Below are 26,347 nucleotides of genomic sequence, written 5' to 3'. Positions count from 1 at the left end.
ACCGGGAGCCCCGAAATCGGATCGCTTCGTCGTCCTGGCTGGGAGGCTGGGGGGGCACCGACACAGAGCCTCAGCTCGTCGCCTCGGTTCCGGTGGACCCAAGCCGGGTGGAGTCATGTCTGGGTCGCCCGGCTGCTTCGCCCCGTTCATCTTGATGTGGACCGAAGTGTTTTCCTGGTTCAGCGACCGTTAACCATTCGTTCATTTAGACGGGCTTCTATTGGTCGCGGCAGCCTCTAGCTGCTGGTTGTCACTGTGCTGATGCACACCGAAAGGACATTTCAACATGACCCGACGCATTCGACTCTCCCTTGCGGCGGTGGGCTGCGCCTCCGCGCTGCTGCTCACGGCCTGCGGTGGCCAGGCCTCCCCGGCTGCCACGTCCACGGACGCCGCGTCCGCAGCCTCGTCTGAGGGCACCGCTGCCGGTCTGACCGGTTCCGTTGCCGCGGACGGCTCTTCCACCGTTGCCCCTCTCACGGAGGCCGCGGCTGACAAGTTCCGTGACGTTGAGGCTGGCATCAACGTCACGGTGGCCACCTCCGGTACCGGCGGCGGCTTCCAGAAGTTCTGTGCGGGGGAGACCGACATCTCCAACGCCTCTCGTGCGATCAAGGACGAGGAGGCGCAGACCTGCGCCGACGCCGGGATCGAGTTCACCGAGATCGTGATGGCCAACGACGGGCTCGCCGTTGTCATCAACCCCGAGAACGATTGGGCCGAGTGCCTGACCGTCGAGCAGCTCCAGACCATGTGGGCGCCCGAGTCCGAGGGCCAGATCATGAACTGGAACCAGATCGATCCCAGCTTCCCCGACCAAGCGCTGACCCTGTTCGGCGCCGGGACCGACTCCGGCACGTTCGACTACTTCACCGACGCCATCAACGGCGAGGAGGGCGCCTCGCGCACCGACTACGCCCCGTCTGAGGATGACAACATCACCATCCAGGGCGTGTCCGGCGACAAGGGTGCGGTCGGCTACTTCGGCCTCAGCTACGTCGAGGAGAACCCCGACATCATCAAGGCCGTCCAGGTCGATAACGGTGCCGGGTGCGTGGCCCCGTCCAAGGAGACCGTCCAGAGCGGCGAGTACGCCCCGCTGAGCCGTCCCCTGTTCATCTACGTGGCCAACAAGGCATACACCGAGAAGCCGCAGGTCAAGTCCTTCGTCGACTTCTACGTCGAGAACGAGGCCGAGATCGCCGAGTCGGCGCTGTTCGTCGGCCTGACCGAGGAGCAGAAGGCCACGGCCCAGGAAGAACTCGCCTCGCTCAGCTGATCGAGCGGTCGAGACACTTCTGATGCCCAGCACAACTGCGCAGGGGTTGGGGGCCGACAGGCCCCCAACCCTCGACCTGGGCCACCGCGCCCGCCACGGCGAAACCGTTGTCATGACCCTCCTCAGGGTGGCGGCGGCACTGTCCGTCCTCATCACTGTGGGCATCGTTGTTGCCCTGGTTGTCCCGTCCATCGGGTTCTTCGCGGAGGTGCCCGTCTGGGACTTCCTCTTCGGCACGAGGTGGGCGCCGCGGTTCGCGGACGCCAGCTTCGGTGTCGTGCCGTTGATCACCGCCACGCTGTGGACGAGCGCGATCGCGCTGCTGGTGGCGGTGCCGCTGGGTCTCGCCTCAGCCATCTACCTGGCGGAGTACGCCCCGCGCCGACTCCGAGCATTCCTCAAGCCCATTCTCGAAGTGCTGGCCGGTGTGCCGACGGTGATCTACGGCTTGTTTGCGCTGACCTTCATTCAGGCCACCGTGCTGAAGGAGTGGCTTGGCTTGGAGACGGGTGCATTCAGCGTGCTGGCAGCTGGAGTGGTCATGGGCGTGATGATCATCCCGACCATCGCCTCCATCAGCGAGGACGCCATGACCGCGGTGCCTGATGCGATGCGCCAGGGCTCGGCTGCGCTCGGTGCCAACCGCATGCAGACCACTCTGCGGGTGGTGTTCCCCGCCGCCATGTCGGGCATCCTCGCCGCGGTGATCCTCGGCGTGTCCCGCGCGGTGGGCGAGACGATGATCGTGGCCATCGCAGCGGGAAACCAGGCCCGCATCGTCACGGGGCCGCTTGAGCAGGGACAGACGATGACCGGGTTCATCGCCAACGCGGCACTCGGTGACTCGCGTGTCGGCTCATTGGAGTACGACACGCTCTTCGCCGTCGGCCTCCTGCTGTTCCTCGTCACGCTGGTGATCAACTTCATCAGCATCGCTCTGGTTCGCCGATTCCGGGAGGAGTACTGATGACCGAGAACCCTCCGCCCGCTGCCGACGCAGCAGTCACCACCGCTGGTCCCGGGTCTGGTGCGTCAACGCACCGGCCCCTCGGTAGGGCTGAGGGAGGCGAGAACAGCCCCAAGGCCCTCGCGTTCCTCGTAGTCATGTGGATGGCGGTCGCCTTCGCCCTCATCTTCCTTCTCACCCTGATCGTGACCACGTTCATCGAGGGCCTCCCCAGGCTGGATTCGCGGCTCCTCACGGAGTACCCGGCGTCGGATCCTGAGCGGGCGGGCGCCAAGCCCGCCATCCTCGGTTCACTGTGGGTGATCGGTACCACCGCGGTGATGGCCATTCCGCTCGGAATCGCCGCTGCGGTGTATCTGGAGGAGTTCAGCGACCGGTCCAAGTGGTTCAACCGCGTGATCGAACTCAACGTGCAGAACCTGGCCGCGATCCCGTCGGTCGTCTACGGTCTCCTGACGCTGGCGTTCCTGTCCTTCGTGGGGGTCGGCAACAAGAACATGGTGATCGTCGGCGCCACGGCGCTGGCGCTGCTCATCCTTCCTGTGATCATCATCTCAACGCGTGAGGCGCTGAGGGCGGTCTCCGTCGAGATCAGGCAGGGCTCGTTGGCGCTGGGGGCGACGCCCCTGCAGACGACCTGGCTGCAGACCTTGCCTGCGGCCGTGCCAGGCATCGCCACCGGATCGATCCTGGCGCTCTCGAGGGCGTTCGGCGAGGCGGCGCCGCTGCTGGTCCTGGGCGGTTTGGTGTTCCTGAGTTTCGATCCGAACGGGATTCTGAGCGGCTACACCACGATGCCGATCCAGATCTTCAACTGGGTCGGCCGTCCGCAGGCCGAGTTCCACGTCCTTGCCGCAGCGGCCAGCATCCTGCTGTTGGTGCTCCTGCTGGCCATGAACGGCCTGGCCATCTTCATCCGCAACCACTACCAGCGTCGCTGGTGAACGAGTCTCTGAGGACACCATGACCGTGCACGCCATGAACCCGGCGCCCTCCACCAAAGCGCCTTCCACGATCATCAGTTGTGGCGACGTGAGTATCTACTACGGCGATTTCCTCGCCGTCACGGATGTGAACATGTCCTTCGCCCAGCATGAGATCACTGCATTGATCGGTCCCTCGGGCTGCGGGAAGTCGACCCTGCTGCGGTCGCTGAACCGCATGAACGACCTGGTTCAGGGATCCCGGCTGACCGGCTCGGTCCGCTACCACGGGCAGGACATCTACGCTCCCCAGGTGGACGCCATCGAGGTGCGGCGCCGGATCGGCATGGTGTTCCAGAAGCCGAACCCGTTCCCCAAGTCGATCTACGACAACATCGCTTACGGCCCGCGGGTCACGAAGATGAAGGTCGACAGCATGGACGACCTGGTGGAGGAGAGCCTGCGCCGTGCGGCGATCTGGGACGAGGTGAAGGACAAGCTGAAGCAGTCTGCGTTCGGCCTTTCCGGGGGTCAGCAGCAGCGCCTGTGCATCGCACGAACGATCGCGGTCAAGCCTGAGGTGATCCTGATGGACGAACCTTGCTCGGCCCTGGACCCCATCTCGACGGGCGCCATCGAGGATCTGATGATCCAGCTGCGCGAGGACTACGCCATCATCATCGTCACCCACAACATGCAGCAGGCGGGACGCGTGGCGGACAGGACGGCGTTCTTCACGGCGGCACAGGACCCGATCACGGGTCAGCGCACGGGCAGGCTGGTGGAGTACGACGACACCCGCACCATCTTCGAACGGCCGTCGGATAAGCGCACGGAGGACTACATCTCAGGCCGGTTCGGCTGAGTCGATGGGCGCATCTGCTGTGCGGACTACGGGGGTCCGTCCGCCACGCTGGCCGGTCAGGGCGGTGGTGATTCCCCCGGATAACTTCCCGTCACCGCTCGGTCAATCGTTGTGGGCGTTTTCGCAGCGGGGTGTCGACGTCGAGGTCCATTTCGACGGGGCGTCGGCGCTGATCGCGGTGGGGGAGGGAGATGTCTCCGTCGTGGTGGTGCCGCTGAGCCTTCCTGGCGTGGAGATCACCCGCTTCATCTCCGCGGTCAAGGGCTATGCCGGTGTTCCTGTTCTCGTGGGACTCTCGGGTGACCCCGATCCAGGGTTGGTCGTGGCAGCTCTGGACGCCGGGGCCCAAGGCCTGATCTCGTTTCCCCTGTCATCGTCGGAGTTGTGTGATCATCTTCGGGCCATCGGGGTCAGTGGCCCCGGTCGGGTGGTGACCGGGGCGTCAGCGGCGCTGCATCCGGAGGCCTCGGCGTTGAAACTGGGCGACCACGTGGTGACGCTCAGCCCCAAGGACTTCCAATTGCTGGAACTGCTTGTGCGAAACTCGCCGCAGACCGTCCCTACTGATGCGCTGCAGGCGGTACTCGGCTCCAGCAGAGTCGACGCGGTGGTGGCGGTGCGGGTCGCGATCGGGCGCCTCCGACGTCGGCTCCTGGCTCACGGCGTCGAGGCGGACGACGCCGTGCAGTCGGTGCGCGGGGTCGGGTACCGCTGGGTGGATCCCACCCCGCTCAGCTGATCGAGCCTGTTCAGAGGCGGGCGATCAGATCACGGACCCGACGCTGGAGGTCGTCACGGATCTCACGTATCCGGTCGGGGGGCTGGCCGCTGGGATCGTCGATGTCCCAGTTCAGATAGCGACGGCCCGGGTACACCGGGCACGAGTCCCCGCACCCCATCGTGATCACGACGTCGCTGGCCAACACCACCTCGTCCGTCAGCGGCTTGGGGAACTCGTGCAGCATGTCGATGCCGATCTCCGCCATCGCCTCGATCACCGCCGGGTTCACCCGCGCGGCCGGTTTCGTGCCGGCGGTGCGCACGTGGACCCGCTCCGCAGCCTCACGGCGGAGGAAGGCGGCGGCCATCTGCGATCGGCCTGCGTTGTGGGTGCAGACGAACAACACCTCGGGCACGCCGGAGGCGACCCGGCCTTCCACCACTGCGAGGGCTGACAGTCGATCGGCGGCGAACTTCTCCGTCATCGGCAGGATGTGGGTCCGGATTCGTGCTCGGGCGGAGAGCCGGGTGTAGCTGTCGGCCACGAGACGGCTGACGGTCTCGCGCGAGAAGCTGTCGGCGAACCGGTAGGCCAGTCGTTCCACCACCCTGGTGACTGCCGGGGGCAGTGATTGATCGTCGGGCGATGGGTGGGGGTCTGCGGCGCGGACGGTGAGGAACCGCCCGAAGTGGATCAGCGCCTCGGCGGTGGGGTTGAAGCCAAGGGCTTCAGAGCGCGACTGTTCGGCCAGTCCGCGATCGATGAGGGTGCCGAGGTGTCGCTCAACTTCGCTGGAGGGCAGGTCGGTCGCCGCGGAGAGTTCCTCCACTTCTAGGGGTACCTCGCTGGCGGCGAGGTGGCTGAGCACCATCACCAGGTCGGGGTTCACCAGTGCTGCCAGTTGAGCCGCTCGGCGCTGTGCGTCGGCGTGCCCTAGTGGCGTCCCGTGGCTGCGGGGTGGCTGCGTCACATCAGCCGAGGAGATCGGAGACCGACTCGCGGCGCTCAGCCCTGATCGAGTACCACACCTGGCGGCCGCGGCGTTCCCTGGCGAGCAGACCACCGTCGTGCATCAATGAAAGATGGTGGCTGATGGTGGCAGCGCTCAGGTCCAGGGCCTCGGCCAGGTCCGTCACGCAGGCTTCCTTGGACTCGCTGCCATTCATCATCGACAGCAGCTGGAGGCGGGTTGGATCCGCGATCACCCGAAGCGTCTGCGACAGTTCCAGGGCTTCTGCCCGCGTCAGAGGGCGCCGCGCGGCCCCACTGGCCTTCTTCGCTGCACCCTGAATCGACACCACACCAGCACCCTACCTGGCTATCACGCCACCGCGGCCGGCGATGCCAGCTCAGCCGTAGTTTGAACTGACCTCGCCCGATCCCGAACGGGTCGGCCTGGGAGGTGAGGATGTGCACCAACTCCGCGTTTGCGCAGGAGGGCCTTGGTCGGGATGCAACCCACATTCAGGCAGACCCCGCCCAGTACGGTTCTCGATGATCCCCACCCGGAGCCCCAGTTGGGGCGGCACGAATGGCTGCACATACCCCCCCGGGCCCGGCGCCCAGGACCACCACATCGAAGTGATCGGTCATGCCCATCACGCTAGGCGCCCGGACGCGCGTCCGCTGCGGAACCCTTGAGCCCGGGATCGCCCGAGTCGCCGCCACTCACGGGCCGGCGGCCTCCGTAGATCACCGCGTCCAGGCGCTTCCAGTAGACATCGATCCCCTCGAAGCCGGCCGACCGAAGGAACCCGAGCTGTGGTTCGAGCGCGGTGATGTTCAAGATGTGGTCCTCATGGCCGGCCTGCTCCAGCGGAGTGAGGGGAGCGCCTGGGCCCGCGTCGTTCGGGTGGCTCCGTGCGTACGCTCGGTCCCAGGTGGCCACCACGATAGGATCCGTAGCGGTCACCGTGTCGTAGTTGAGGTACCAGCCGCCCGGGGCCAGGCGCTCGAAGATCTCCCGGAACAAGCCTTGCTTGCGTCGATCGGGCATGTGGTGAATGCACATCGAGGTCACGACCGCGTCCAGTCTGGCTGGGACTTGGGGTGGCCAGCGCTCCACCGACATGTCGAACTCGACATAGCGGAATCGTCCGGCGAATGGCTGCATCTCTCGCTCGCCGGCGAGCATCATCGGCCGGGAGTAGTCGGCAAGGATCGCGGTGCTCAGTGGGTACAGATCGAGGATTCCGCGCGCCGCAGCCCTTGTTCCGGCACCGAGATCCATGAAAGTGAAGGCGTCGTGGCTGTTGAACGGTAGGAGTTCGCCCATCAGCCGGAACTGTGACTCGTGGCTACTCACCGGGCCGTCGGCCTTGTCGATCCAGTGTTGGATGAACTCTTCGGAGTGCCAGATGCCGGCGCTCCTGTCAGTGGGCTCATCCATGGGATCGAGCCGATCCCCTGAGGCACGGGGATTGGCGGGCCCGCCACGGGCACAAGGGGGACGCTTCCGTGGCTGTGGATCTGGTCATTCCTCCAGCAACCATGCTTGGACCTTCCTCTTCCACGGGGGTGGATGTCTAGTCAGCCTAGGGATCGGGAACGCGCGCGGCGTCGTCCCAGGGCTCTCAGCCGGTGATGTCGTAGGCGTGGAGACGCTTGCGGTCTGCCTTCGTCGCGGACGCCTGGAGCGCCAGCAGTTCGGCGTAGATGCCGCCCGAGCGGGCCAACTCCTCCGGCGAGCCGATCTCGTCCGCCCGGCCATCGCGCAGCGTGATGATCCTGTCCACCGAGGAGATCGTCGACAGGCGGTGGGCGATGATCAAGGTGGTGCGATCGGCCATGAGGGCCTCAAGGCCGGCCTGAACGAGCCGTTCGGCCTTGGAGTCGAGCGCCGATGTGGCCTCGTCAAGGACGAGCAGGGGGGCGTCCTTCAGTAACGCGCGGGCGATTGCGATGCGCTGCTTCTGGCCGCCTGACAACTTGATGCCACGCTCACCGATCTCGGAGTCATACCCCTTGCTCAGGCGGGCAACAAACTCGTGTGCGTTGGCGCGCTGCGCTGCGTCCTCGACCTGGGAAGCCGCTGCGTCGGGTCGGCCGTAGGTGATGTTCTCCCGGATCGTCCCAGAGAACAGGGCCGCGTCCTGGAAGACCACGCCGATCTGTCCGCGCAGCTGCTGAAGGGGCAGGCGGGTGACGTCGCCGCCGCCCACCTGCACCACGCCGGAGTCGGGCCGGTACAGCCCGAGCAACAGGTTCACGAGAGTCGTCTTCCCCCCGCCCGACTCCCCGACGAACGCCACCCGCTCACCCGGCGCGACGGAGAACGTCACATCCTGGAGGACGTCGGAGGCGCCGTCGTAGGAGAACGACACGTGATCGAAGGAGAGGGCAGGCACGTCATCAGCAACGTTCCAAGGGGCCAATGCGCCCTCCGTCTCGGTTGCCGTGGGTCGGGTGAAGCTCAGCGCTGCCTCGGGGCCGAATGGGGCGTGTGGCTCGGGGAGCTCATCGAGCGCTTCAAGGTAGCTGTTCGAGCCAGCGATCGCGCGCTGGGAGCTGTCAACGAGGTAGCTCATCATGCTGACCGGCTGCTTGGCCATCGCCACCAACTGGATCAACAGGACCATGGCGCCGAGGGTGAACGCACCTGACGCCGTGGAGGTGAAGATGATCGCGTAGATCGCGAAGAAGATCAGGGCGAAGGCGCCGCGGCGGGCGACATCCATGAGGTGCCAGTAGCGGGACTGGCCGTGCGTCACGTCGACTGTCTTCGTGTAGCGGTCGTTGAAGACCCGCAACTCACGCAACTCGGCGGTGAAGCTCTTGACCACCCGGATCTGGCCGATGGCTTCAGCAAACCTGCCCCCAGCGATGTCGAACTGCTGGTTCTTCTCTCGCTCGAGCGGTTGCCAATGCTTGGACGTCAGGGCAGTGAGCCACATGAAGATGGGGTAGATCACCACCAGCAGCAGCGTCAACCAGACCGAGTAGGTCGCGGTTACGACGAGCACGGCTACCACGGTGAGCAGGAGCGGCAGGAATGTGTTGGCGAACATCTGGAAGAACTGGGACGTCTCGGCGATCGATCTGGTCAGCCGGTTGATCACGGTCCCGGTGAGCTGGCCGTCGAAGTAGTGCTGAGGCAGGGTGAGCATCTTGGCGTAGTAGCGCGACGACAGGATGGCCCTGAGCTTGACCGACATCACGTCACCCAGATAGCCACCCACGTTCGTCACCGCAGTGCTCACGAGTTCCACCAACAGCAGGGCCACGGCCAACCAGAGCAGAGCGCGCACCCCGCCGCCCTCCCCCCGGATCTGCGAGACGATCTCGTCGGTGGCGGCCTTGATGATGAAGGGCGTGAGAAGCGCAGTTCCCGCCGTCGCAACCGCCGCCAAGGCGATACCCAAGTAATAGGGCCCGAGTTCCCGAGCCAGACTCAGGAGCCGTAGAAGGCTCTGCATGCTTCTCCGATTTCAGAAGTAGTTGCCCGATTCGACGTGAGCCGCGGCTACGCCAGCGGATCGACTCGGTCTCGGGCTCCAAGGTCGCAACAGGCGGCCATTCCTGCCGGAGTCAGCGCCGCCAACGTGGCCAACAATCGCACCGGCTCGGCCAACTGGTCGCAGCACAGATCGTAGGTATTGCTGCGTCCATGCGCGGTGGCGCTGACCAGCCCTTGCTCTCTCAGAAGACCCAAGTGGTGACTCACCAGGGTCTGCCCCAACCCAGTCCTCTCCTGCAACTCCCGCACCGTGTGCGGGCGGTCAGACAGGCAAAGGACCAGGGCAAGCCGCGTCTCGTCCGCAAGTGCCTTCAACTTCGGTGCGAGCAGTCGCGCGTAATCGCGCTCTCCAAGATCGCGGACGGCCAACAGGCCGACCTCCAAGGTCGGTGACATGCCGCCCAACCTATCATCAAGCAAGATTGGTATCAACAACGTTGATTGATTCTGAGGCCCTCGGGTCGACGCTCAGCGCCGGCGATTCGCCACCACCTTCAGATTGACTGCTATCGATGAGAGTGGACTAGAGTTCGTATCGATCGGTGTCGATATCCCAAGGGGGATGTCATGGTAGAGAACGCCCTTGTTGAGCCTGCGCTGACTGGCACGCCTCCCACCCCTTCGTCGGCGCTATTGGAGCGGATCCGCGCCGGCGTGATCGGCGACGACCACGTGATGACCGGCCCGTACGGGCCACGGCGGGTCACGTACGCCGACTACACCGCGTCCGGTCGCAGCCTCGACTTCATTGAGGACTTCATCCGCAACGAGGTGCTTCCCCGGTACGCGAACACGCACACCGAAGCCAGCGGCACCGGGTTCCAGACGAGCTGGCTGCGGGAGGACGCACGTCGGATCATCCACCACGGGGTGGGCGGCGATGCCAGCACCGCCATCATCTTCACAGGTTCCGGATCGACCGCAGCGATCGACAAGCTGATCGGGATCCTCGGCCTGCGCATCCCCTCCAATCTCAACGACCGCTACCACCTCAGCGACGTAATCCCGGCGGCGCAACGTCCCGTCGTGTTCATCGGGCCGTTCGAACATCACTCCAACGAACTGCCGTGGCGCGAGTCAATCGCCGATGTGGTCACGATCCCCGAGGACGCCGACGGGCACATCGACCAGAGGCGGCTTGAGGCCGAACTTGCGGCGTACGCGGATCGTCCGCTGAAGATCGGGTCGTTCTCGGCCGCGTCCAACGTCACCGGAATCGTCTCGGACGTGCGTGGCATCGCCTCACTGCTCCACAAGCACGGGGCGCTTAGCTTCTGGGACTACGCGGCCTGCGCGCCATATGTGGAGATCGACGTGTCGGCCCCCGAGGGCCAGCCGGACGCCTACCTCGACGCGATCTTCATCTCACCCCACAAATTCGTCGGGGGCCCTGGCACCCCGGGCGTGCTGGCGGTCCGACGAGAGCTGTTGACCAATCGTGTCCCGGATGTCCCCGGCGGAGGCACTGTGATGTTCGTGAACGCGGCCGAACATCGCTACCTCGACGATCCCGTCCACCGTGAGGAGGGCGGCACCCCCGCGATCATCGAATCGATCAGGGCCGGGCTGGTCTTTCAACTCAAGGCCGCCGTCGGGGTGACGGCGATCGCTGAACGAGAGAGCGACCTGCTGCGGCGCGCGATGGCCGCCTGGCGTGAGGAACCCACCATCGAGGTCCTCGGCAACCCGGACGCCACTCGGCTGTCCATCGTGTCGTTCGTCATCCGCACACCCAGCGGCAGCTTCCTGCACCACAACTTTGTGGTGGCACTGCTCAACGATCTGTTCGGCATCCAGACCCGGGGAGGGTGCTCCTGCGCGGGCCCCTACGGACACCGTCTGCTGGGGATCGACCTCGACCACTCGCACCAGTTCGAGGCCCAGATCGCCAACGGTTGTGAGGGGATCAAGCCGGGCTGGGTGCGGGTGAACTTCAACTACTTCATCGGCGAGGAAGCCTTCGCCTACATCGTCGAGGCCGTTCGGCTCGTCGCGTGCGAGGGCTGGAAGCTCCTCGGCGACTACCGCTTCGAGCCCGTCAGCGGACTGTGGCGCCACCATGCCGGACCCATCGAACCGCCGCTCCGGCTCAGCGACATCAGCTACGGAGCGGACGGGACGATGCATTACCCACGCCACGACGCGACCGCACCCGTGGAGATCCTCGCGCAACACCTTGACGACGTCCGGCGCATCTTCGCCGAGGCCCACCCCCCCTCGATCAGCGACTCGGGCAACGTCTCGCAGGGATTCGATGCGTTGCGCTGGTTCGATCTCCCCAGGGCAAGTCTGCAACGCGACGTGCTCAATCAAGGTCGCTACTGCAGTCCACAGCCAGTCCCCGGCCTCGGGCCTTCCCCTTCATGACGCCCCGCAGGCACTTCCAGGAACGGCCCGCGTGAGTCACGAAGACCTCCGTGCCGGGTGCGAGGGGTTCCTCACCCACATCCAGCACGGAGGTCCTCGTCCCACCTTGGTGGTTCGGGAACTCCCGGGGGGGGGCACCCGGCCAGCGCTTCAGCAGCCGGAGGCGGGTGCAATCAGGCTCGGGTAGTCGACGCCGAGTGCGCCACTCACATCACGGGCCACTGTGGGCAGGTAGGCCTTCACGGCGTTCGTGGGCCGCAGGTGGCTCATGAGGACTTCGTTGGCCCGGACCCCTTTCTGGCCGCGACGCAGTTGGTCGATCTGTTCCTGGCTCGGGTGCAGTCCCGCCTGTTGCGTGCGCACGTAGCTGGCTTGCGGGCCGCGAAGGGAACTGCTGTGCGCTCACGTTCGTGGATGGCGACGACAGCACGCGGAGTCGGTGGCGGCGAGCAGGTTGAAGCGCGGTCGACGTGTTGGCGCGCCGAGACCTGCGTAACGGCGAGCATCTCACGGGTCGGGTAGCTGCCGGTGAGCACCGTGACGTCGTCGACCAGGACGAGGGGCAGGCCCTCGGATCCGGCGGCCTGCAGGAAGCTCATCACTGCGGGGTTCTCTAGGAGCGCCGTCGGGTCGTTGGCGAGGTTGTGCCGCGTGACGGCGACACCCTGCTGCTTCACGTAGTCCAGATCGGCGGAGAAGTTGACCATCGCCTGGTCGACGTCCTCGCCACAGACGCCGGTGCTGCAGCACAAGGCTGGCTCGAAAACACGAATACTGGCGATGAATTCCCTTGACGCGGGGGGCGGCGATGATTGCCTGCGGCGTCCCTCTGCCTGCGGTCTGACTACTGCCAGGTGCCGCGATACATGACCCCGGTGACGTCTGCCTCGTCGTCGAGGGTCACCAGGTCGGCCCTGGTCCCTGCGGCGATCCTTCCGACGCCGTGGAGGTTGAGGTACTCGGCGGGAAGGCTGGTGGCACCCAGAACCGCTTGGGCGAGCGGGATCCCTTGCGCCACGGCGGTGCGTACCGCCCTGGCGAGGGTGAGAGTGCTGCCAGCGATCGTGTCCAGTCCGGCCAGCCGGGCGACCCGCTCGCGGACCTCGACTGGAAGCTCGCCCAGCATGTAGTCCCCATCCGGGGCTCCGGCGGCGGCCATGGCGTCGGTGATCAGGACTACCCGGTCTGGCAGCATGCGCATCACATAGGCCGCCAGGTCGGCATTCACGTGGATGCCGTCGAAGATCAACTCGACTGTGGTCCTGGGGTCGTCCAGGAATGCCAGAATCGGCCCGGGATCGCGGTGGCCAAGCGGTGGCATGGCGTTGAAGATGTGGGTGACCCCTGTTGCGCCCGCCTCGATGGCTGCCTTGGTGGTGGCGTAGTTGGCGGCGGTGTGACCGATGGCCGGTAGGCAGTCGTGGGCGAGCATCACCCGGATCGCTTCCATGGCGCCGGGGAGCTCAGGTGCGATCGTCACCATTCTGATGGTCCCGGCGGCGGCGGCGAGCAAGGCGGCGACGGTGTCGGGGATCGGATCGGCGAGCAACGCCGGGCTGTGGGCCCCCTTGAAGCTCGGCGCCAACCATGGGCCCTCGAGGTGAATGCCAGCCAGGTCGCCGTCGCGAACCCGTCGTGCCAGGAGGGCGACCTGTCGATGAAGATTCGGGACGGATGCCGTGATCAGCGAGGCGACGATGGAGGTGGTGCCGGCGGTGCGGTGCGTCGCGATGGCCGTGTCGACATCCGACGGGTCATCTGTCGCGAACGCGGCGCCGCCGCCGCCGTGACAGTGGACGTCGACGTATCCCGGAGCCAATGCGCCGCGCAGTACTTCGTCGGCGGGGCGCGGCGGCCTGCCTTCGCCGGCGGCGGCGATTGTCTCGCCCCGGACCTCCACCCAGCCGGGAACAAATTCCCGGCGCGAGGGCAACAGGATCCGGTCAGCTGCGATGAGCATGGGGGAGTCTCCCTTCGAGAAGGCTGGGTACCGCGCAGCGTGCGTGCGTTGATGCCGCGGGGCGGCGCGGCCGCACCGGGGGCAACGATGTTTCGTGGGCCGTCAGCTCATGAGGGGGGTGAGGAGTTCCTTGACCTGGTGAGCGGTGGGGACGCGTCCGGCGAGGATGACCTTCTCGTCGACAACGAGGCCAGGGGTGCTCATGATGTTGTAGGAGAGGATGTCGCTGTAGTCGGTGACCTTCTCGAAGGTTGCGTCGATGCCGAGTTCGGCGACGGCCTGGCGGGTCGACTTCTCGAGGTTGATGCAGTTGTTGCAGCCGGGGCCGAGGATCTTGATGTTCACAGTGGTGCCTTTCGGGGGGGGGTGAGAGGGTCTCTCCGTGCGCTGAGGTGCTCAGTCACAGACGGGTTGAGGTGTTCACTTCAGAGGATGGCGTTGAAGAGGTAGCCGACGGCGATGATGCCGGTGGCGGTGACGCCCACGAAGGTGGCGATGAGCTTGGGCTTGAGGACGCGTCGGAGCAGGATCATTTCGGGAAGGCTGAGGGCGACGGTGGCCATCATGAAGGCCAGCAGGGTTCCCATGGGCATGCCCTTGGCGTAGAGGGCGTCGATGAGGGGGAGGATGCCGGCGGCGTTGGAGTACAGCGGCACCCCGATCACGACGGCGATCAGCACCGCGAACGGATTGTCGGCGCCGGCGTAGGTGGCGAAGAAATCTTCCGGTGCCCAGCCGTGGATCACCGCGCCGAGGCCGATACCGACGAGCAGATAGGGCCAGATCTTGCGCAGGATGGAGGCGACCTCTTCGCGTCCCATCTGGAAGCGGTCGTCCCAGGTGAGCCCGACGGACGGATCGAGGGGCTTGCCGCGCAGGGTGGTCTCGTACACGAAGGGTTCGACGTGATGCTCGAGCTTGAGTCGTCCGATGATGTAGCCGGAAACGATGGCGACGGTCAATCCGGCGGCGACGTAGAGCAGGGTTGGCCCGACGCCGAAGAGGCCGAGCAGCAGGGCGATGGCGACCTCGTTGACCAGGGGGCTGGCGATGAGGAAGCTCATGGTGACCCCGAGCGGCACTCCTGAGGCTACGAAGCCGATGAATGCCGGGACGGCGCTGCAGGAGCAGAACGGGGTGACGACTCCGAGGCCGGCGGCCAGGACGTTCCCGACGCCCTCGCGTCTGCCGCCGAGCAGGGCGCGGGTGCGCTCGACGCTCATGAAGGACCGGAGCACGGTGACGAGGAAGATGATGCCTGCCAGGAGCAGCAGGATCTTGATCGTGTCGTAGAAGAAGAAGTGGACGCCGCTGCCCAGCCGGGAGTCGAGGTCAAGGCCGGCAACGTCGCCGATCAGCCAGTTCCAGAACGGTAGGTTGGCCTGGTACAGCGTGAACCAGGCAGCGGCCAGGACCGCCACCACGCCCCAGCGACGCACGCCCTGTCGCCTCTCGGACTGTGTGTGAATGCTCATCGAACGACCGTCAGCTGTCGGGCCACAGAGGCGGGATCGGGAAGGGCGGCGTGCAGCCGCTCCAATGCCCCCGCGGTCAACGAGTAGTCGATCCACCGACCCCGGCGCGTGCCTTCGATCAGGCCGGCTTCCCGAAGAACCTTCAGGTGGTAGCTCAACAGGTTGCCCGGGATCGGCGGCTCCGGCTGCAGGTCACAGACGCAGCGGCTCTGGCCCACCAGCACGTGGAGCAGTTGCAACCGGATCGGGTCCGCGACCGCGGCCAACAGCGAGGCACCCGAGACTGCGCGGGATTCAGGAGTTCTTGAATCAACCATATTTGAAGAATGCTCCCGCGTCGGGCCGAAGTCAAGTCAGCCGACCAGCGCGATCACGCGCTGAATCGCCAGCAGGACCAGCGCAACGGCGAAGATCCGGGTCAGGGTCAGGCTCTTGACGCGTTTGGCCATGAAGCTGGCCCCCAACTGTGCTCCGGCGATGGAGGTGATCGTGGTCAACACGAGCAGCGTCCAGTCGAAGCGGGCCTCGGGCAGGTGGGCGATGAACGCCGAGAACGACGGCAGCGTCACCACGACGCTGTTGGTGGCAGCGGCGGTGCGGGCCGCGAACCCGAGCAGTACCAGGGTGGGCATCATCAGGAAGCCGGGCCCCACGCCGAGCAGCCCGGCGAAGACACCGATTCCCGAGCTGGCGCCGGCAGCCTTCCAGCGCGTCGCGTCCGTCACCGTCGACGGCGCCGAGTCGTCCTGCTGAGGTGGGAATGCCATCCGCCAGGCGAGGAACACCAGGACCGCCACGTACAGCCACCACAGGAGTTCGGTAGAGGTGAACTTGAGCAGCCATACACCGATCGGGGCGGCGATCGTGGTCACGATCAGCAGCGGGATCGCCGTCCGCCAGTCGATCATCTTCTTGCGCGCAAAGGTCACCGCGCTCGCGATTGCCGTGACACCGTTCAACCACAGCGACAGCGGCATGATCTCGTGTTTCAGGTCCAGCCCGAACATGGCCAGCACAGGGGTGGCGATGAACGCCACCCCAAGGCCCATCATCCCCGAGAGGAAAGACAACCCGAACAACACCACCGACAACACCAGGTACAACGTCCAGCCGTCCATCAAGTCGCTCCAATGGTTGTTGATTCAATGCATGCTGAATCATATGCCTGCCCGAGCGCCCCGACGCGGCACCCCCCTCATCTGCTCAGCGAGGGGGGGGCTGAAGCTCGATGGCCCTGGTCGGCGCATCCCCTCAGCCGTCTCCGTAGGGGCCCTCTCCTGCGCAGTCGGCGTCAGGATGCCAAGCCGGCCAAGCGGTCTGGTCCGACCGGCTCCTCATGCATCAGGGGGACGATCGCCAGCCGTGTGGCGCATTGCCGCACGGAGTCCACGGGGCCCTGCTCCTGGTGAGCTCGGTGCCGAAGAAGTGGCGAGTGGGTGGCCGCCGTGGTCAGGGACTGGTTGATCACCCAACCCCACGGGGTGATGCCGGCGCGCTTGAGATCGTCTTCAAGGATGCTGGCTTCCAGCACAGGGGTGGTCTCCGGCAGTGTCACGATGAGGATCTTGGTGTAGTCAGGGTCCTGCAGCCGCATGAATGGTGTTGAGTAGTGCGTCCCTTCGGCCATGTTGCGTGCGATCTCGCGGTGGTAAGAGCCCGCCGCGTCCATGAGCAGCAGTGTGTGCCCGGTCGGCGCGGTGTCCATCACGACGAACTTCCTGCGCGCCTCGCTGACAAGCCGCGAGAACTGCTGGAAGACCGCGACCTCCTCGGTGCATGGGGACAGAAGGTCCTCGGCCAACAGCGCGCGGCCGGCATCGTCGAGGTTCTTGCCCTTGGTGGCCATCACGTGTTCGCGGTAGTCGTTGACGGCCTGCTCCGGATCGACCTGGGACAGGACGAGGTTGGAGCGCTCGTACCCTCGACCCACCGCGTTCTGCAGGTGCCCGGCGGGATCGGTCGTGGTCAGGTGGACTTCGTGCCCCATCTCGGCCAACCGGGTGGCGATCGCTGCGGCGATGGTGGTCTTGCCGACGCCCCCCTTGCCCATGCACATGACCAGCCCGTGCCCGTTCTCGGCGAGCTCGTCGATCATCGCGTCCAGCGAGGCCACGTGCTTCTCGTGGAGGGAGGTCGGGGTGTCCTCAGGTGCCGGTGCGTCGCCCAGGAACAGGGAACGAATCGCATCAAGCCCCACCATGTTGTCCGGCTTGAGCTCGATGATGTCTCGGGGGACGCCCGCCAATCGGGCGGGCATCTCAGCGATGGCCTTCTGCTCGCGATCCCGGATGGCCACAACCAGACTGTCGTCGTGGCCGGCTGAATCGGGGAGCACGCCGTTGACCACAATGTTGCTCGGCTCGATGCCGGTGCCTGACAGCTCATCGGCTGTGCGTTCGATCTCGGCCAGGCTGGACGCCTGCGCGCGGGCCACCAGCACCAGCCGGGTCAGATCCGGGTCAGCCAATGAACTGACCGCGCCGCTGTACATCTCGCGCTGCTTCTCCAGTCCGGACATAGGGCCGAGGCAGGAGGCGTCGCCCTTGCCGGCGTCGAGGAAGCCGGTCCAGTCCCCCGGTAGCTTGAGCAGCCGGATGGTGTGTCCGGTGGGGGCGGTGTCGAAGATGACGTTGTCGTAGCCGGCGATCAGCGATGGATCGGCCAACAGTGCCGTGAACTCGTTGAACGACGCGATCTCGGTGGTGCAGGATCCGGAGAGTTGCTCAGTGATCGACGCGATCTCCCGTTCGGGCAGCAGGCCCCGCACGGGCCCGATGATCCGCTCGCGATACTCCTCGGCCGCCTGCTCGGGGTCGATCTCAAGCGCGTCCAGGCCTTTCACCGAGGTCACTGGCGTGATGGTGTTGCCGATGCTCTGGCCGAACACCTGGCCGACGTTGGACGCGGGATCGGTGGAGACCAGCAACACGCGTCTCCCAGTGTCTGCGAGGTGAACGGCCGTGGCGCAGGCGATGGAGGTCTTGCCCACGCCCCCCTTGCCCGTGAAGAACAGGAAGCGGGACGGGTCCGTCAGGAACTTCATTGCCATGGAGTCAGAGCCTCCCGTTGAGGGCGCCCACTCCAGCGTCCACGGAACCCAGGCGCTGCAGCATCGTGACCCCGAGGCCCGCGTAGCGGGCGAGAGTCTCCCGGGTCGGATACCCGCCGGTGAACACGGTCACGCCGTCGACCAGAACCAGCGGCAGGCCCTCGGACCCGGCCACCCGGAGGAAGGCCATCACGGCGGGGTTCTCGACGAAGGCTGTCGGGTCGCTGGCGAGGTTGTGGCGGCTGATGTCGACGCCTTGGCGCTGGAGGAAGTCCAGATCCGCGGTGAAGCCCACCAACGACTGATCAACGTCCTCGCCACACACACCAGTGTTGCAACACAGAGCCGGCTCGAACACGCGAATACTCACCATCATTCTCTCCTCGTTCAGACATCGATTGTTATCGATGTGACTCTAGCCTACCCGGATAGACCACTGTCAATCCGACGGTTGCCCCGACCGCCCCCCGACGCCTTGCGGCCCCGTTCGTATCCACGGCTGTCGATGTGGCAGACTCTAGGGCATGACCCGTTTCCTGCCCACCATCGAGTGTGTGCCGGCGAACCTCGGGCATCTCATGCCTGCCGACGAGGCGCTGGGGCTGACCGAGTTGATGAAGGCACTCGCGGATCCCGTGAGGCTGCGCCTCCTCCGTTTCGTCGCGGACTCGCCGGACACGACGGCGTGTGCGTGCCACCTACCCCCGGCGCTGGGTATCTCCCAGCCCACGCTCTCGCATCACCTCAAGAAGCTCGTCGAGGCGGGCCTCCTGATCAGGGAGCAGCGCGGTCGGTGGGTGCACTACCGCACGCAGCCTGAAGCGATCGCTCCCCTGAATGACTTCCTGAAGGCGTTCAGCCGACCTCCCGGGATCGCAAATGTTCGGTCGTCGCCGTCGGATCCCTCCGATGGGACGCGAGATGTACTACCCGTAATCCTGTAACGGACAAGAAGGAGACCCATACACATGCTGACCTCAACCATTGCGGCGCCCGCAGAGGCCGAGGCGCTCGCCGCAGCGAGAGCCTTCGGCGAGGAGCTGAAGGCGAGCCCTGAGTTCGCCGCAGTTCTCGACGCAGATAGGGCCATCTCGGAGGATCCCGCCGCCATCGCCGCCATCGCCGACTTCGACCGGTTGCAGCAGAGCCTGCGCGCGGAGATCACGATGGGTGTTCTGCAGGACTCCCAGCGGGCCGAACTCGTTCAATGCCAGCAGGCCATGTACGACGTAGCTTCGGTTGCGGCGTACGTCGCAGCCACGCAAGCTTTTGAGGCTGCGTGCCGCGAGACCTCGGCCATCGTCAGTGACGCCATCAGGATCGACTTCGCCGCCAACTGCCGCTCCGGCGGCTGCTGCGGCTGACGGGAATAGGGATCATGCTTTCAACTCAACTCCGTAGCGCCGCCGAGGCGTTTGGTCAGGCGCTTCGTCATGCTCCTGCCGTCGCGTCGTACATGGCTGCCACCGACGCGCTGGCCGATGACCACAAGGCGCAACAGATCCTGGTGGCGCTCCAGGGGCCACAGGCCGCCTACGTAGCCGCGCAGCGCGCCGGATCTGTCCCGACTCAGGAACAGGTCGAGGACCTTCGCGCCGCGCAGGCCGCCGTCCGTGGCAGCGACGTGATCATGAACCACCTTCGGGCGTCCAACGCCGTCAAGGCCTTCCTGCCGACGGCAGCCAGTGAGGTCGGCGCCGGGCTGGGCGCGGACTACGCGGGGATGATTTCCCCGGCCTCCGGAGGCTGCTGAGCCCCTGCATCCTCAGCGACCTGCGCAGCCCCGGGACGATCCGGCCTCAATTGGAGGCTGGATCGTTTCCATCCGCGGTCGCGGACAGGGCGTCGAGGGTGTCGGACGGCTGCGCCCTCGCGACCACCTCGCCATCGATGTCGCACACGGCGGCGAGTGTGTTGTACACCGTCCCGTAGCGCCGGAGGTTGCGGTGGAGGAGGTCCACCCGCCGCTTCGGTTCGTCGGTGACGATGACCACCCGATAGGCGATCGCCACGAACAGGGGTGGGGCATCGTGTCGTCGCGCGGTCACCGTCACGTCGGCCGTCGAGTAGGCAAACCCCAGCAGCTGGCTGGATCGTTCGATGTTCTTCATCAGGCACGCAGCGAATGCGCTTGCGAGGAGTTCAGCCGGCCCGGGATCCCGGTCGGTTCGCTTCCCCAGCCTGTGTCCAATGAGATCTGCTGGGTGCCGACGGCGACGTGGGCGGTACCGCCGGCGCGGCTTTGTCCCTCGATGCGATATGAAGTCGGCGCTTCGGTCATGCATACATTGTCTCCTCCGGGGCGAGCGCCCGTGAGTATGGGCTGGCCACTCGGCTGAACCAGCTGACCGCCCTTCAAGCGAGCATGGATGAAGTCAATTGAGACAAACATGGGTGAGCAGGTGTCCTCCACGTCGTCCGGAGTCGCGGGATGCCGGGGATAATGTGGGGAAGGATCTGTACGAGGGAGAAGTTGATGACCGGTTCCGATGATGCGTCCGAGCAGTGGCAGCCCTGGGTTGAGGAAGCCTGCAGGGCGGTAGGGGTTGACCCGTCGCTTGTCGACACCGAGATCGTCCTCTCCTTGACTCGTGAGGTGGCTCACCGCTTCACCAGACCCATGGCGCCGGTGGCGGCCTACATCCTCGGTCTCGCTGTCGCGCAGGCGGGAGCCGGCGAGGCGGAGCGTCTGGTAGGCAGGGTCGTGGATTCACTGCCAAGTCACGAGTAGTTCCCAGGCTCGGCTCGGTATACCCCCCCTCCTACAATCCGTAGTTGATCTGTGGCAGACTCGTTTCGTGCTCGGCATCGTGGCCGTGCCCGGCAGGAGGTGGCCCGATGGACCAGTCCGCAAGCGACCAGCGCCCCGAGAAGGCACACGGCGACAGCCCGGTGCTGATCGGCGACATCACCCGACGTGACGCGTTGCGCGGTGGGGCCCTCATCGCCGGTTCGGCTGCGGTCGCGGGCGTCGTCCTGGGTGGGGCGCGAACCGCCACCGCCACGGGTGACCCCACCGGGCCCGGAACGGTGAGGCAACTGACGGTGCTCAACAACATTGAGCCCTCGGTCAACGAAGACGTTCTCCTCCGAATGCAGCGCGAGCTTGTGACTGCGATGAAGAAGCCGGTCGAGGAGCGCAGCTGGATCATGGTGATCGACACCCGCAAGTGTGTGGGGTGCTCGGCCTGCACCATCGCCTGCGTCGCCGAGAACAACCTCCCGCCGGGGGTCGTCTATCGACCGGTGATCGAGGAGGAGTTCGGCGAATTCCCCAACGTCCAGGTGCGGTTCACGCCGCGTCCCTGCATGCAGTGTGATGAACCCCCATGCGTCGGCGTGTGTCCAGTCAGCGCCACGTGGAAGCGGCCCGACGGGATTGTCGCTATCGACTACGACAAATGCATTGGATGCCGTTACTGCCTCACCGCGTGCCCCTACGGCGCGCGGACCAGTGACTTCGGCGAGTCGTACATCGCCGACGTCGCAGTGGGCGCGGAGGAGACGGAGGAGGTCGTCTTCGGATCGCAGGCGCCTTGGATGGAGCAGCCCAGCCACGAGTATGGCAAGGAGTGGCTGCGGAAGGACCATGCGTCCCCGGAGGGCAACGCACGCAAGTGCCACTTCTGCCTCCATCGCCTTGAAGTGGGCCAGCTGCCGAAGTGCGCGACGTCATGTATCGGCCGGGCCACCTACTTCGGGGACCGCAACGATCCCGACAGCCTCGTCAACGAGTTGATCAGGACCCACCAGGTCCAGACCCTTCTGCCACACATGGGCACCAAGCCCCGCGTCTACTACATCGTGTGAGGATTCCATGTCGACAAAGTCAGTGAGTCGCGATTCGACCACGCCTGCTGAGACGAAGCGGGCACTCTTTCCTTGGCGCGCCGTTGCGTGGGGAACCTTCGCAGTGAGTCTGGTGCTGGGACTGATCGGCATGTACATGCGAGTGAGCCAAGGGCACCTGCCTGCCGGTTACGGCTCCTACGTTCCGTGGGGCCTGTGGATTGCCGTGTATTTTCACGGGGTGGGGATCGCCGCCGGCGCTTTCGTGGCCTCCGCTGTGGGCTACCTGCTCCAGGTCAAAGGTTTCAGAAGCACGCGAGTCCTCCAGGTGGCCTCGGTGGTGGTGGTGTCGATGATCGGACCCGCACTGCTGGCCGTCGGCCTCGATCTAGGGCACATGACCCGTGCGTGGCGCATCATCGTCGGCCCGAGCTTCACGTCGATGATGGCGTTCAACACGTTCGCCTACATCATCCTTCTCGCCATTGCGGCTGTGGTGTGGTTCCTGGCGCGCCGCCCGGCCAACGGCTGGTTGAAGCCCTTCCTGATCCTGGGATCGGTGGTCGCTCTGATGGTGCCGAGCCAGAGTGGCGCGTTCTTCGGGGTTGTGGACTCCAAGCCCTTCTGGAGCTCCGCGCTGTTGCCACCGATGCTTCTCGTATCCGCGCTGGTGGCTGGGTCCGGAATCCTGATGATCGTTCATCGTTGGCTCGGGGATGAGCCACTCTTCGGGTTCTCACTGGATTCCCAGGAGACCCGTGAGGCGACGAAGATGTTGCGGATCTGGATGCTGGTGGGCCTGGCCATGTACCTGGTCTTCGAGTTCGCCGAGTACAGCTTGGCCTTCTGGAGCGGCCATGCAGACTCGCCCGCCGTCGAACTGATTCTGTTCGGACCCTACTGGTGGTCGTTCTGGATCGTGCACCTGGTGTTCGGTGTGGCGATCCCGGTCACGCTCCTGCTGACCAATTCGCACCGGAACTGGGTCATCGCCGCAGCGCTGGTGGCAGTCACCATGCTCTCGGGGCGGCTGAACGTCCTGATCCCCGGCCAGGCCGTCGCAGAGATCCAGGGGCTCCAGGAAGCGTTCCACCATCCGCGGCTCGACTACATCTACATCCCGACGCTGATGGAGTACCTCGTCTGCTTCTTCTGCCTGGCGCTCGCCCTCGGCATCTTCGGGGTCGGCATGTACATCACGGCCCGCGTCACCAACCGTCGTGAGGAAGGAACCCGATCATGACCCAGACCACATTCCGCCGCCGAGGATTCCTCGCAGGCGGAGCGATGCTCGGTTCCTACCTCCTCACGCCACTCGAGGCCCGGGCGGAGCAGTCGGGCAACGCGATCCTCAACAGCTCGCGGCCGGACGCCCCCTACCTCCTGGGAATGGCCGACCACCACATCCTCTCCTCGTGCCTCCAGTGCAACACCGGCTGCGGCATCCGCGCGAAGATCCAGGACGGGGTGGTGACCCAGATCGACGGCAACCCCTACAACCCGTGGACGATGCTCCCCCACCTCGACTTCGACACGGCGGTCGACGATGCTGCGCCCGTGGACGGGGCGCTGTGCCCCAAGGGGCAATCAGGTCTTCAGACCGCCTACGATCCCTATCGGATCCGTCGGGTCCTCAAGCGCGCCGGCCAGCGCGGGGAGAACAAGTGGATCAGCATCCCGTTCGACGACGCCATCCGCGAGATCTGCGAGGGCGGCACCCTCTTCGGTGATGTTCCCGGCGAGGAGGGGAGGATCGTCGAGGGTCTGGGTGCGATCGCGGCATTGAGGGACCCGGACGCGGGCAAGGCCATGGCAGCCGATGTCGACGCCATCCTCAAGGCGCCGGACCAGGAGGCCAAGCAGAAGCTGGTGGCCGAGTTCAAGGTCACGCACGCAGCCCATCTCGACACACTGATCGACCCCGAGCATCCCGACCTCGGCCCCAAGAACAACCAGATCGTGTTCGCGTGGGGCCGACTGAAAGCAGGCAGGGGCGAGCTCTACAAGCGGGCCGCGTCCGCGTTGGGTACCACCAACGCGCATGGACACACCACGGTGTGCCAAGGCTCGCTGTACTTCACATGCAAGGCGATCAGCGAGCAGTACATCGGTGGGAAGTTCACCGACGGCAAGAAGTTCTACTGGCAGGCAGACACCGAGAGCGCCGAATTCATCCTCTTCGTGGGTGCCAACATCTTCGAGGGCAACTACGGCCCGCCCAACCGAAGCGTGCGCCTCACCGAGAACCTCGTCACGGGCAAGACCCGCATCGCGGTTGCCGATCCCCGGTTCAGCGTCGCGGCCAGCAAGGCCTGGAAGTGGCTCCCGGTGCATCCGGGAACAGACGGCGCACTGGCCATGGCGTTCATCCGGTGGATGATGGACAACGACAGGATCGACACCGAGTTCCTGCGCTGCGCAAACAAAGCGGCCGCGCAGGCAGCGGGGGTCACGTCGTGGACCAACGGCACGTGGCTGGTCGAGATGGGGGAGTCCGGTCCTGGCGCCCTCGTGAGGGCAGGCAAGACACTGATCGGGGGTGCGCCCCTGCGTGAGGCGGAAACGCGAACCCTCACCGACGCCAAGGGAAAGACGACCGAGTACCAGGAGCAGTTCATGGTGGCGATGGTTGACGGCGTGCCCACTGCCGTCGATCCGGACGACACAGACAATCCGGTGGTGGGCGATCTGTTCGTCGACGCCACCCTCCCTGATGGGACCCGCGTCAAGTCCGGCCTTCAGATCGTGAGGGAGGCCGCCTCGGAGAAGACCATCGAGGAGTGGGCCGACCTCTGCGGAGTCTCCGCCGCCGGCATCGTGGCCGTCGCTACGGAACTCACCAGCCACGGCCGCAAGGCCGCCGTCGACATCCACCGGGGGGTCGCGCAGCACACCAACGGCTTCTACAACGTGCTCGGCTGGATGACGGTCAACATGCTCCTGGGCAACTTCGACGCCAAGGGCGGCATGTCGGCCGGCTCCACGTACGACGTCCTCGGGGAGAAGGGCAAGTGGTTCGACATCGCGGCACACCCCGGGAAGCCGGCTGCTTTCGGCATCAGCTCGATTCGGCACGGCGTCGACTACGAGAAGACCACACTGTTCGAGGGGTATCCGGCCAAGCGGAACTGGTATCCCCTGTCCAGCGACATCTACGAGGAGATTGTTCCGTCCATCGGTGACGCGTATCCCTACCCGGTCAAAGCGCTCATCTTCTACATGGGTGCCCCCACCTACGCCCTTCCGGCCGGAAACACCAACATCGAGATCCTTGCAGATCCGGCGAAGCTCCCGCTGTTCATCGCCTCTGACATCGTCATCGGCCCCACGTCGATGTACGCCGACTACATCTTCCCCGATCTCAGCTTCCTGGAGCGCTGGGAGTTCCAGGGCACGCACCCGAGCCTCCCGCACAAGGTCCAGCCTGTCCGTCAGCCGGTGATCGCCCCGATCCCGGAGGACTGCACGGTGTTCGGCAACGAGATGCCGATCAGCCTCGAATCGCTGCTGATGGGCATCGCCGAGCAACTGGAGCTCCCCGGCTTCGGAGCCGACGCGTTCGGTCCGGGGGAGGACCTCAACCACCCGGACGATTTCTACCTGCGGATGGTGGGGAACCTCGCCTTCGGGGAGGACCCCGAAGGCGGCAAGTCGGTCAAGGACGCTGATGAGCGGGAGATGGAGCTCTTCGAGGCCGCCCGCTCCCACCTGCCCGAGACCATGTTCGCGGTGGACCGGTGGCGTGCGATCGTCGGTGAGGAGTTGTGGCCCAAGGTGGTCTACGTGCTGAACAGAGGGGGGCGCTTCCAGGACTACAGCAAGACCTACGAAGGTGATCAACTCACCAATCGCTACGGCAAGATGATGAACCTGTATCAGGAGAAGACGGCCAAGACCATCCACGCCGGAACGGGCGTGCATCACGCCGGCTACGCCCGCTACGTCCCCGTGCAGGACTACGTGGGCACACCGCTCGAGGAGCGGAGAACAGCAGGGCAGTTGGCTCTGATCACTCACCGCATCATCTCCCAGACAAAGTCGCGCACCGTCGCCGATCCCTGGCTGTCCGCCCTCAAGCCGGAAAATGCGGTCCTGATCAACCCGGTCGACGCCCGCGAGCTCGGCTTCACCGACGGCCAGATCGTGACCGTCACCAGCGATTCCAACCCCGACGGTGTCTGGGATCTCAAAGCGGGCGGCTCACAGAAGATGTCCGGCAAGCTCGAGTTCACCCAGCGGATGCGCCCAGGGACCATCAGCTTCGCCCTCGGCTTCGGTCACTGGGCCACAGGCGCCAGCGACGTCAACATCGATGGACATACGGTCAAGGGTGAGGCGCGGAGGAGCAAGGGGCTCCACGCGAACGCAGCGATGTGGACCGACCCGACCCTGAAGAACACCTGCCTCATCGATCCGGTGGGAGGGAGCGTCAGCTTCTACGACACACACGTCACCCTCAAACCCGCCTGAGGCTGGCGCCGCCGGGGCTCTCGCCG

The 26,347-nt window shown here is 65.6% G+C and carries 28 protein-coding genes and 1 pseudogene; 13 read left to right on the top strand and 16 right to left on the bottom strand.

What is annotated here, in order from left to right; all coding sequences use genetic code 11:
• Positions 1-286 precede the first annotated feature (286 nt).
• From ACX1D3_RS00615 to ACX1D3_RS00595, 5 genes are all read left to right on the top strand, one after another.
• Positions 287-1,279, top strand: coding sequence for a PstS family phosphate ABC transporter substrate-binding protein (locus tag ACX1D3_RS00615; RefSeq protein ID WP_458995046.1), 993 nt, complete (start codon positions 287-289; stop codon positions 1,277-1,279).
• Between the two features lie 22 nt (positions 1,280-1,301).
• Positions 1,302-2,246: a phosphate ABC transporter permease subunit PstC gene (gene pstC / locus ACX1D3_RS00610; RefSeq protein ID WP_458995045.1), complete on the top strand. Its 945-nt coding sequence runs from the start codon at positions 1,302-1,304 to the stop codon at positions 2,244-2,246.
• Entirely contained in the window at positions 2,246-3,190 is a 945-nt protein-coding gene (pstA, locus tag ACX1D3_RS00605; RefSeq protein WP_458995044.1) for a phosphate ABC transporter permease PstA, read from the top strand. The genes pstC and pstA overlap by 1 nt, the downstream gene beginning before the upstream one ends.
• 19 nt (positions 3,191-3,209) lie before the next feature.
• The gene (gene pstB, locus ACX1D3_RS00600; protein ID WP_458995043.1) at positions 3,210-4,034 is read left to right on the top strand and encodes a phosphate ABC transporter ATP-binding protein PstB; all 825 of its coding nucleotides are present in this window, start codon (positions 3,210-3,212) and stop codon (positions 4,032-4,034) included.
• A 64-nt stretch (positions 4,035-4,098) separates the two neighbouring features.
• On the top strand, positions 4,099-4,773 hold the full coding sequence (locus ACX1D3_RS00595) for a winged helix-turn-helix domain-containing protein (protein WP_458995042.1): 675 nt from the start codon (positions 4,099-4,101) through the stop codon (positions 4,771-4,773).
• Positions 4,774-4,783: 10 nt separating this feature from the next.
• Here the strand turns inward: ACX1D3_RS00595 and ACX1D3_RS00590 are convergent, their stop codons facing one another.
• The 6 genes and pseudogenes from ACX1D3_RS00590 to ACX1D3_RS00565 all read right to left on the bottom strand — a co-directional run bounded on the left by ACX1D3_RS00590 (position 4,784) and on the right by ACX1D3_RS00565 (position 9,607).
• Positions 4,784-5,644 carry an arsenate reductase/protein-tyrosine-phosphatase family protein gene (locus ACX1D3_RS00590; protein WP_458995041.1) on the bottom strand — a complete coding sequence of 287 codons (861 nt, stop codon included), beginning with the start codon at positions 5,642-5,644 and terminating at the stop codon, positions 4,784-4,786.
• 82 nt (positions 5,645-5,726) lie between these two features.
• Positions 5,727-6,053, bottom strand: a complete 327-nt coding sequence (locus ACX1D3_RS00585; protein ID WP_458995040.1) for a metalloregulator ArsR/SmtB family transcription factor — start codon at positions 6,051-6,053, stop codon at positions 5,727-5,729.
• A gap of 76 nt (positions 6,054-6,129) precedes the next feature.
• Positions 6,130-6,348: pseudogene (locus ACX1D3_RS00580) on the bottom strand (FAD-dependent oxidoreductase); the annotation flags it as partial.
• Between the two features lie 10 nt (positions 6,349-6,358).
• A complete protein-coding gene (locus ACX1D3_RS00575) occupies positions 6,359-7,144 on the bottom strand; it encodes a class I SAM-dependent methyltransferase (protein WP_458995039.1) in 786 nt (261 codons plus the stop codon).
• A 184-nt stretch (positions 7,145-7,328) separates the two neighbouring features.
• Complete coding sequence (locus ACX1D3_RS00570) at positions 7,329-9,170, bottom strand: ABC transporter ATP-binding protein (RefSeq protein WP_458995038.1); 1,842 nt, start codon at positions 9,168-9,170, stop codon at positions 7,329-7,331.
• Positions 9,171-9,217: 47 nt separating this feature from the next.
• The gene (locus tag ACX1D3_RS00565) at positions 9,218-9,607 is read right to left on the bottom strand and encodes an ArsR/SmtB family transcription factor (RefSeq protein WP_458995037.1); all 390 of its coding nucleotides are present in this window, start codon (positions 9,605-9,607) and stop codon (positions 9,218-9,220) included.
• A 171-nt stretch (positions 9,608-9,778) separates the two neighbouring features.
• On the opposite strand from ACX1D3_RS00565, the gene ACX1D3_RS00560 reads away from it, so the two are divergent.
• On the top strand, positions 9,779-11,578 hold the full coding sequence (locus ACX1D3_RS00560) for an aminotransferase class V-fold PLP-dependent enzyme (RefSeq protein WP_458995036.1): 1,800 nt from the start codon (positions 9,779-9,781) through the stop codon (positions 11,576-11,578).
• A gap of 266 nt (positions 11,579-11,844) precedes the next feature.
• Here ACX1D3_RS00560 and arsD (ACX1D3_RS00555) read toward each other — a convergent pair whose 3' ends face one another.
• The 8 genes from arsD (ACX1D3_RS00555) to arsD (ACX1D3_RS00520) form a co-directional block, all read right to left on the bottom strand.
• Positions 11,845-12,351, bottom strand: coding sequence for an arsenite efflux transporter metallochaperone ArsD (gene arsD, locus ACX1D3_RS00555; protein WP_458996465.1), 507 nt, complete (start codon positions 12,349-12,351; stop codon positions 11,845-11,847).
• A gap of 71 nt (positions 12,352-12,422) precedes the next feature.
• Entirely contained in the window at positions 12,423-13,538 is a 1,116-nt protein-coding gene (locus ACX1D3_RS00550) for an N-acetylglucosamine-6-phosphate deacetylase (RefSeq protein WP_458995035.1), read from the bottom strand.
• Between the two features lie 102 nt (positions 13,539-13,640).
• Positions 13,641-13,883, bottom strand: a complete 243-nt coding sequence (locus ACX1D3_RS00545; protein ID WP_458995034.1) for a thioredoxin family protein — start codon at positions 13,881-13,883, stop codon at positions 13,641-13,643.
• A gap of 80 nt (positions 13,884-13,963) precedes the next feature.
• Positions 13,964-15,013 carry a permease gene (locus ACX1D3_RS00540; protein ID WP_458995033.1) on the bottom strand — a complete coding sequence of 350 codons (1,050 nt, stop codon included), beginning with the start codon at positions 15,011-15,013 and terminating at the stop codon, positions 13,964-13,966.
• The gene (locus ACX1D3_RS00535; RefSeq protein ID WP_458995032.1) at positions 15,010-15,330 is read right to left on the bottom strand and encodes an ArsR/SmtB family transcription factor; all 321 of its coding nucleotides are present in this window, start codon (positions 15,328-15,330) and stop codon (positions 15,010-15,012) included. The genes ACX1D3_RS00540 and ACX1D3_RS00535 overlap by 4 nt, the downstream gene beginning before the upstream one ends.
• Before the next feature lie 36 nt (positions 15,331-15,366).
• Positions 15,367-16,131 (bottom strand): sulfite exporter TauE/SafE family protein, encoded by a 765-nt coding sequence (locus tag ACX1D3_RS00530; RefSeq protein WP_458995031.1) that lies wholly within the window; start codon positions 16,129-16,131, stop codon positions 15,367-15,369.
• A 173-nt stretch (positions 16,132-16,304) separates the two neighbouring features.
• A complete protein-coding gene (gene arsA, locus ACX1D3_RS00525) occupies positions 16,305-18,062 on the bottom strand; it encodes an arsenical pump-driving ATPase (protein WP_458995030.1) in 1,758 nt (585 codons plus the stop codon).
• A gap of 4 nt (positions 18,063-18,066) precedes the next feature.
• Complete coding sequence (gene arsD / locus ACX1D3_RS00520; protein ID WP_458995029.1) at positions 18,067-18,438, bottom strand: arsenite efflux transporter metallochaperone ArsD; 372 nt, start codon at positions 18,436-18,438, stop codon at positions 18,067-18,069.
• A gap of 148 nt (positions 18,439-18,586) precedes the next feature.
• On the opposite strand from arsD (ACX1D3_RS00520), the gene ACX1D3_RS00515 reads away from it, so the two are divergent.
• The 3 genes from ACX1D3_RS00515 to ACX1D3_RS00505 are packed head-to-tail and all read left to right on the top strand — an operon-like array spanning position 18,587 to position 19,815.
• Complete coding sequence (locus ACX1D3_RS00515; RefSeq protein ID WP_458995028.1) at positions 18,587-19,006, top strand: ArsR/SmtB family transcription factor; 420 nt, start codon at positions 18,587-18,589, stop codon at positions 19,004-19,006.
• A 24-nt stretch (positions 19,007-19,030) separates the two neighbouring features.
• Positions 19,031-19,426, top strand: a complete 396-nt coding sequence (locus tag ACX1D3_RS00510; protein ID WP_458995027.1) for a YlbF family regulator — start codon at positions 19,031-19,033, stop codon at positions 19,424-19,426.
• Positions 19,427-19,440: 14 nt separating this feature from the next.
• Positions 19,441-19,815, top strand: a complete 375-nt coding sequence (locus tag ACX1D3_RS00505) for a YlbF family regulator (RefSeq protein ID WP_458995026.1) — start codon at positions 19,441-19,443, stop codon at positions 19,813-19,815.
• A gap of 46 nt (positions 19,816-19,861) precedes the next feature.
• Here ACX1D3_RS00505 and ACX1D3_RS00500 read toward each other — a convergent pair whose 3' ends face one another.
• Together ACX1D3_RS00500 and ACX1D3_RS00495 are read right to left on the bottom strand one after the other, a co-directional pair.
• Complete coding sequence (locus ACX1D3_RS00500) at positions 19,862-20,173, bottom strand: hypothetical protein (protein ID WP_458995025.1); 312 nt, start codon at positions 20,171-20,173, stop codon at positions 19,862-19,864.
• Positions 20,173-20,343 carry a hypothetical protein gene (locus ACX1D3_RS00495; RefSeq protein ID WP_458995024.1) on the bottom strand — a complete coding sequence of 57 codons (171 nt, stop codon included), beginning with the start codon at positions 20,341-20,343 and terminating at the stop codon, positions 20,173-20,175. The genes ACX1D3_RS00500 and ACX1D3_RS00495 overlap by 1 nt, the downstream gene beginning before the upstream one ends.
• 195 nt (positions 20,344-20,538) lie before the next feature.
• Here ACX1D3_RS00495 and ACX1D3_RS00490 point away from each other — a divergent pair, with 195 nt between their 5' ends.
• The 4 genes from ACX1D3_RS00490 to ACX1D3_RS00475 all read left to right on the top strand — a co-directional run bounded on the left by ACX1D3_RS00490 (position 20,539) and on the right by ACX1D3_RS00475 (position 26,321).
• A complete protein-coding gene (locus ACX1D3_RS00490) occupies positions 20,539-20,793 on the top strand; it encodes a DUF6457 domain-containing protein (protein WP_458995023.1) in 255 nt (84 codons plus the stop codon).
• A gap of 107 nt (positions 20,794-20,900) precedes the next feature.
• Positions 20,901-21,872 (top strand): 4Fe-4S dicluster domain-containing protein, encoded by a 972-nt coding sequence (locus ACX1D3_RS00485; RefSeq protein WP_458995022.1) that lies wholly within the window; start codon positions 20,901-20,903, stop codon positions 21,870-21,872.
• A 112-nt stretch (positions 21,873-21,984) separates the two neighbouring features.
• A complete protein-coding gene (gene nrfD, locus ACX1D3_RS00480) occupies positions 21,985-23,094 on the top strand; it encodes an NrfD/PsrC family molybdoenzyme membrane anchor subunit (RefSeq protein WP_458995021.1) in 1,110 nt (369 codons plus the stop codon).
• Positions 23,091-26,321, top strand: coding sequence for a molybdopterin-dependent oxidoreductase (locus ACX1D3_RS00475; RefSeq protein WP_458995020.1), 3,231 nt, complete (start codon positions 23,091-23,093; stop codon positions 26,319-26,321). Before nrfD ends, ACX1D3_RS00475 begins: the two co-directional genes overlap by 4 nt.
• The last annotated feature ends 26 nt before the right edge of the window (positions 26,322-26,347 follow it).

It is taken from the genome of Tessaracoccus yangjingae, assembly GCF_054483935.1.
This window is presented reverse-complemented; position numbering and strand designations above follow the sequence as displayed.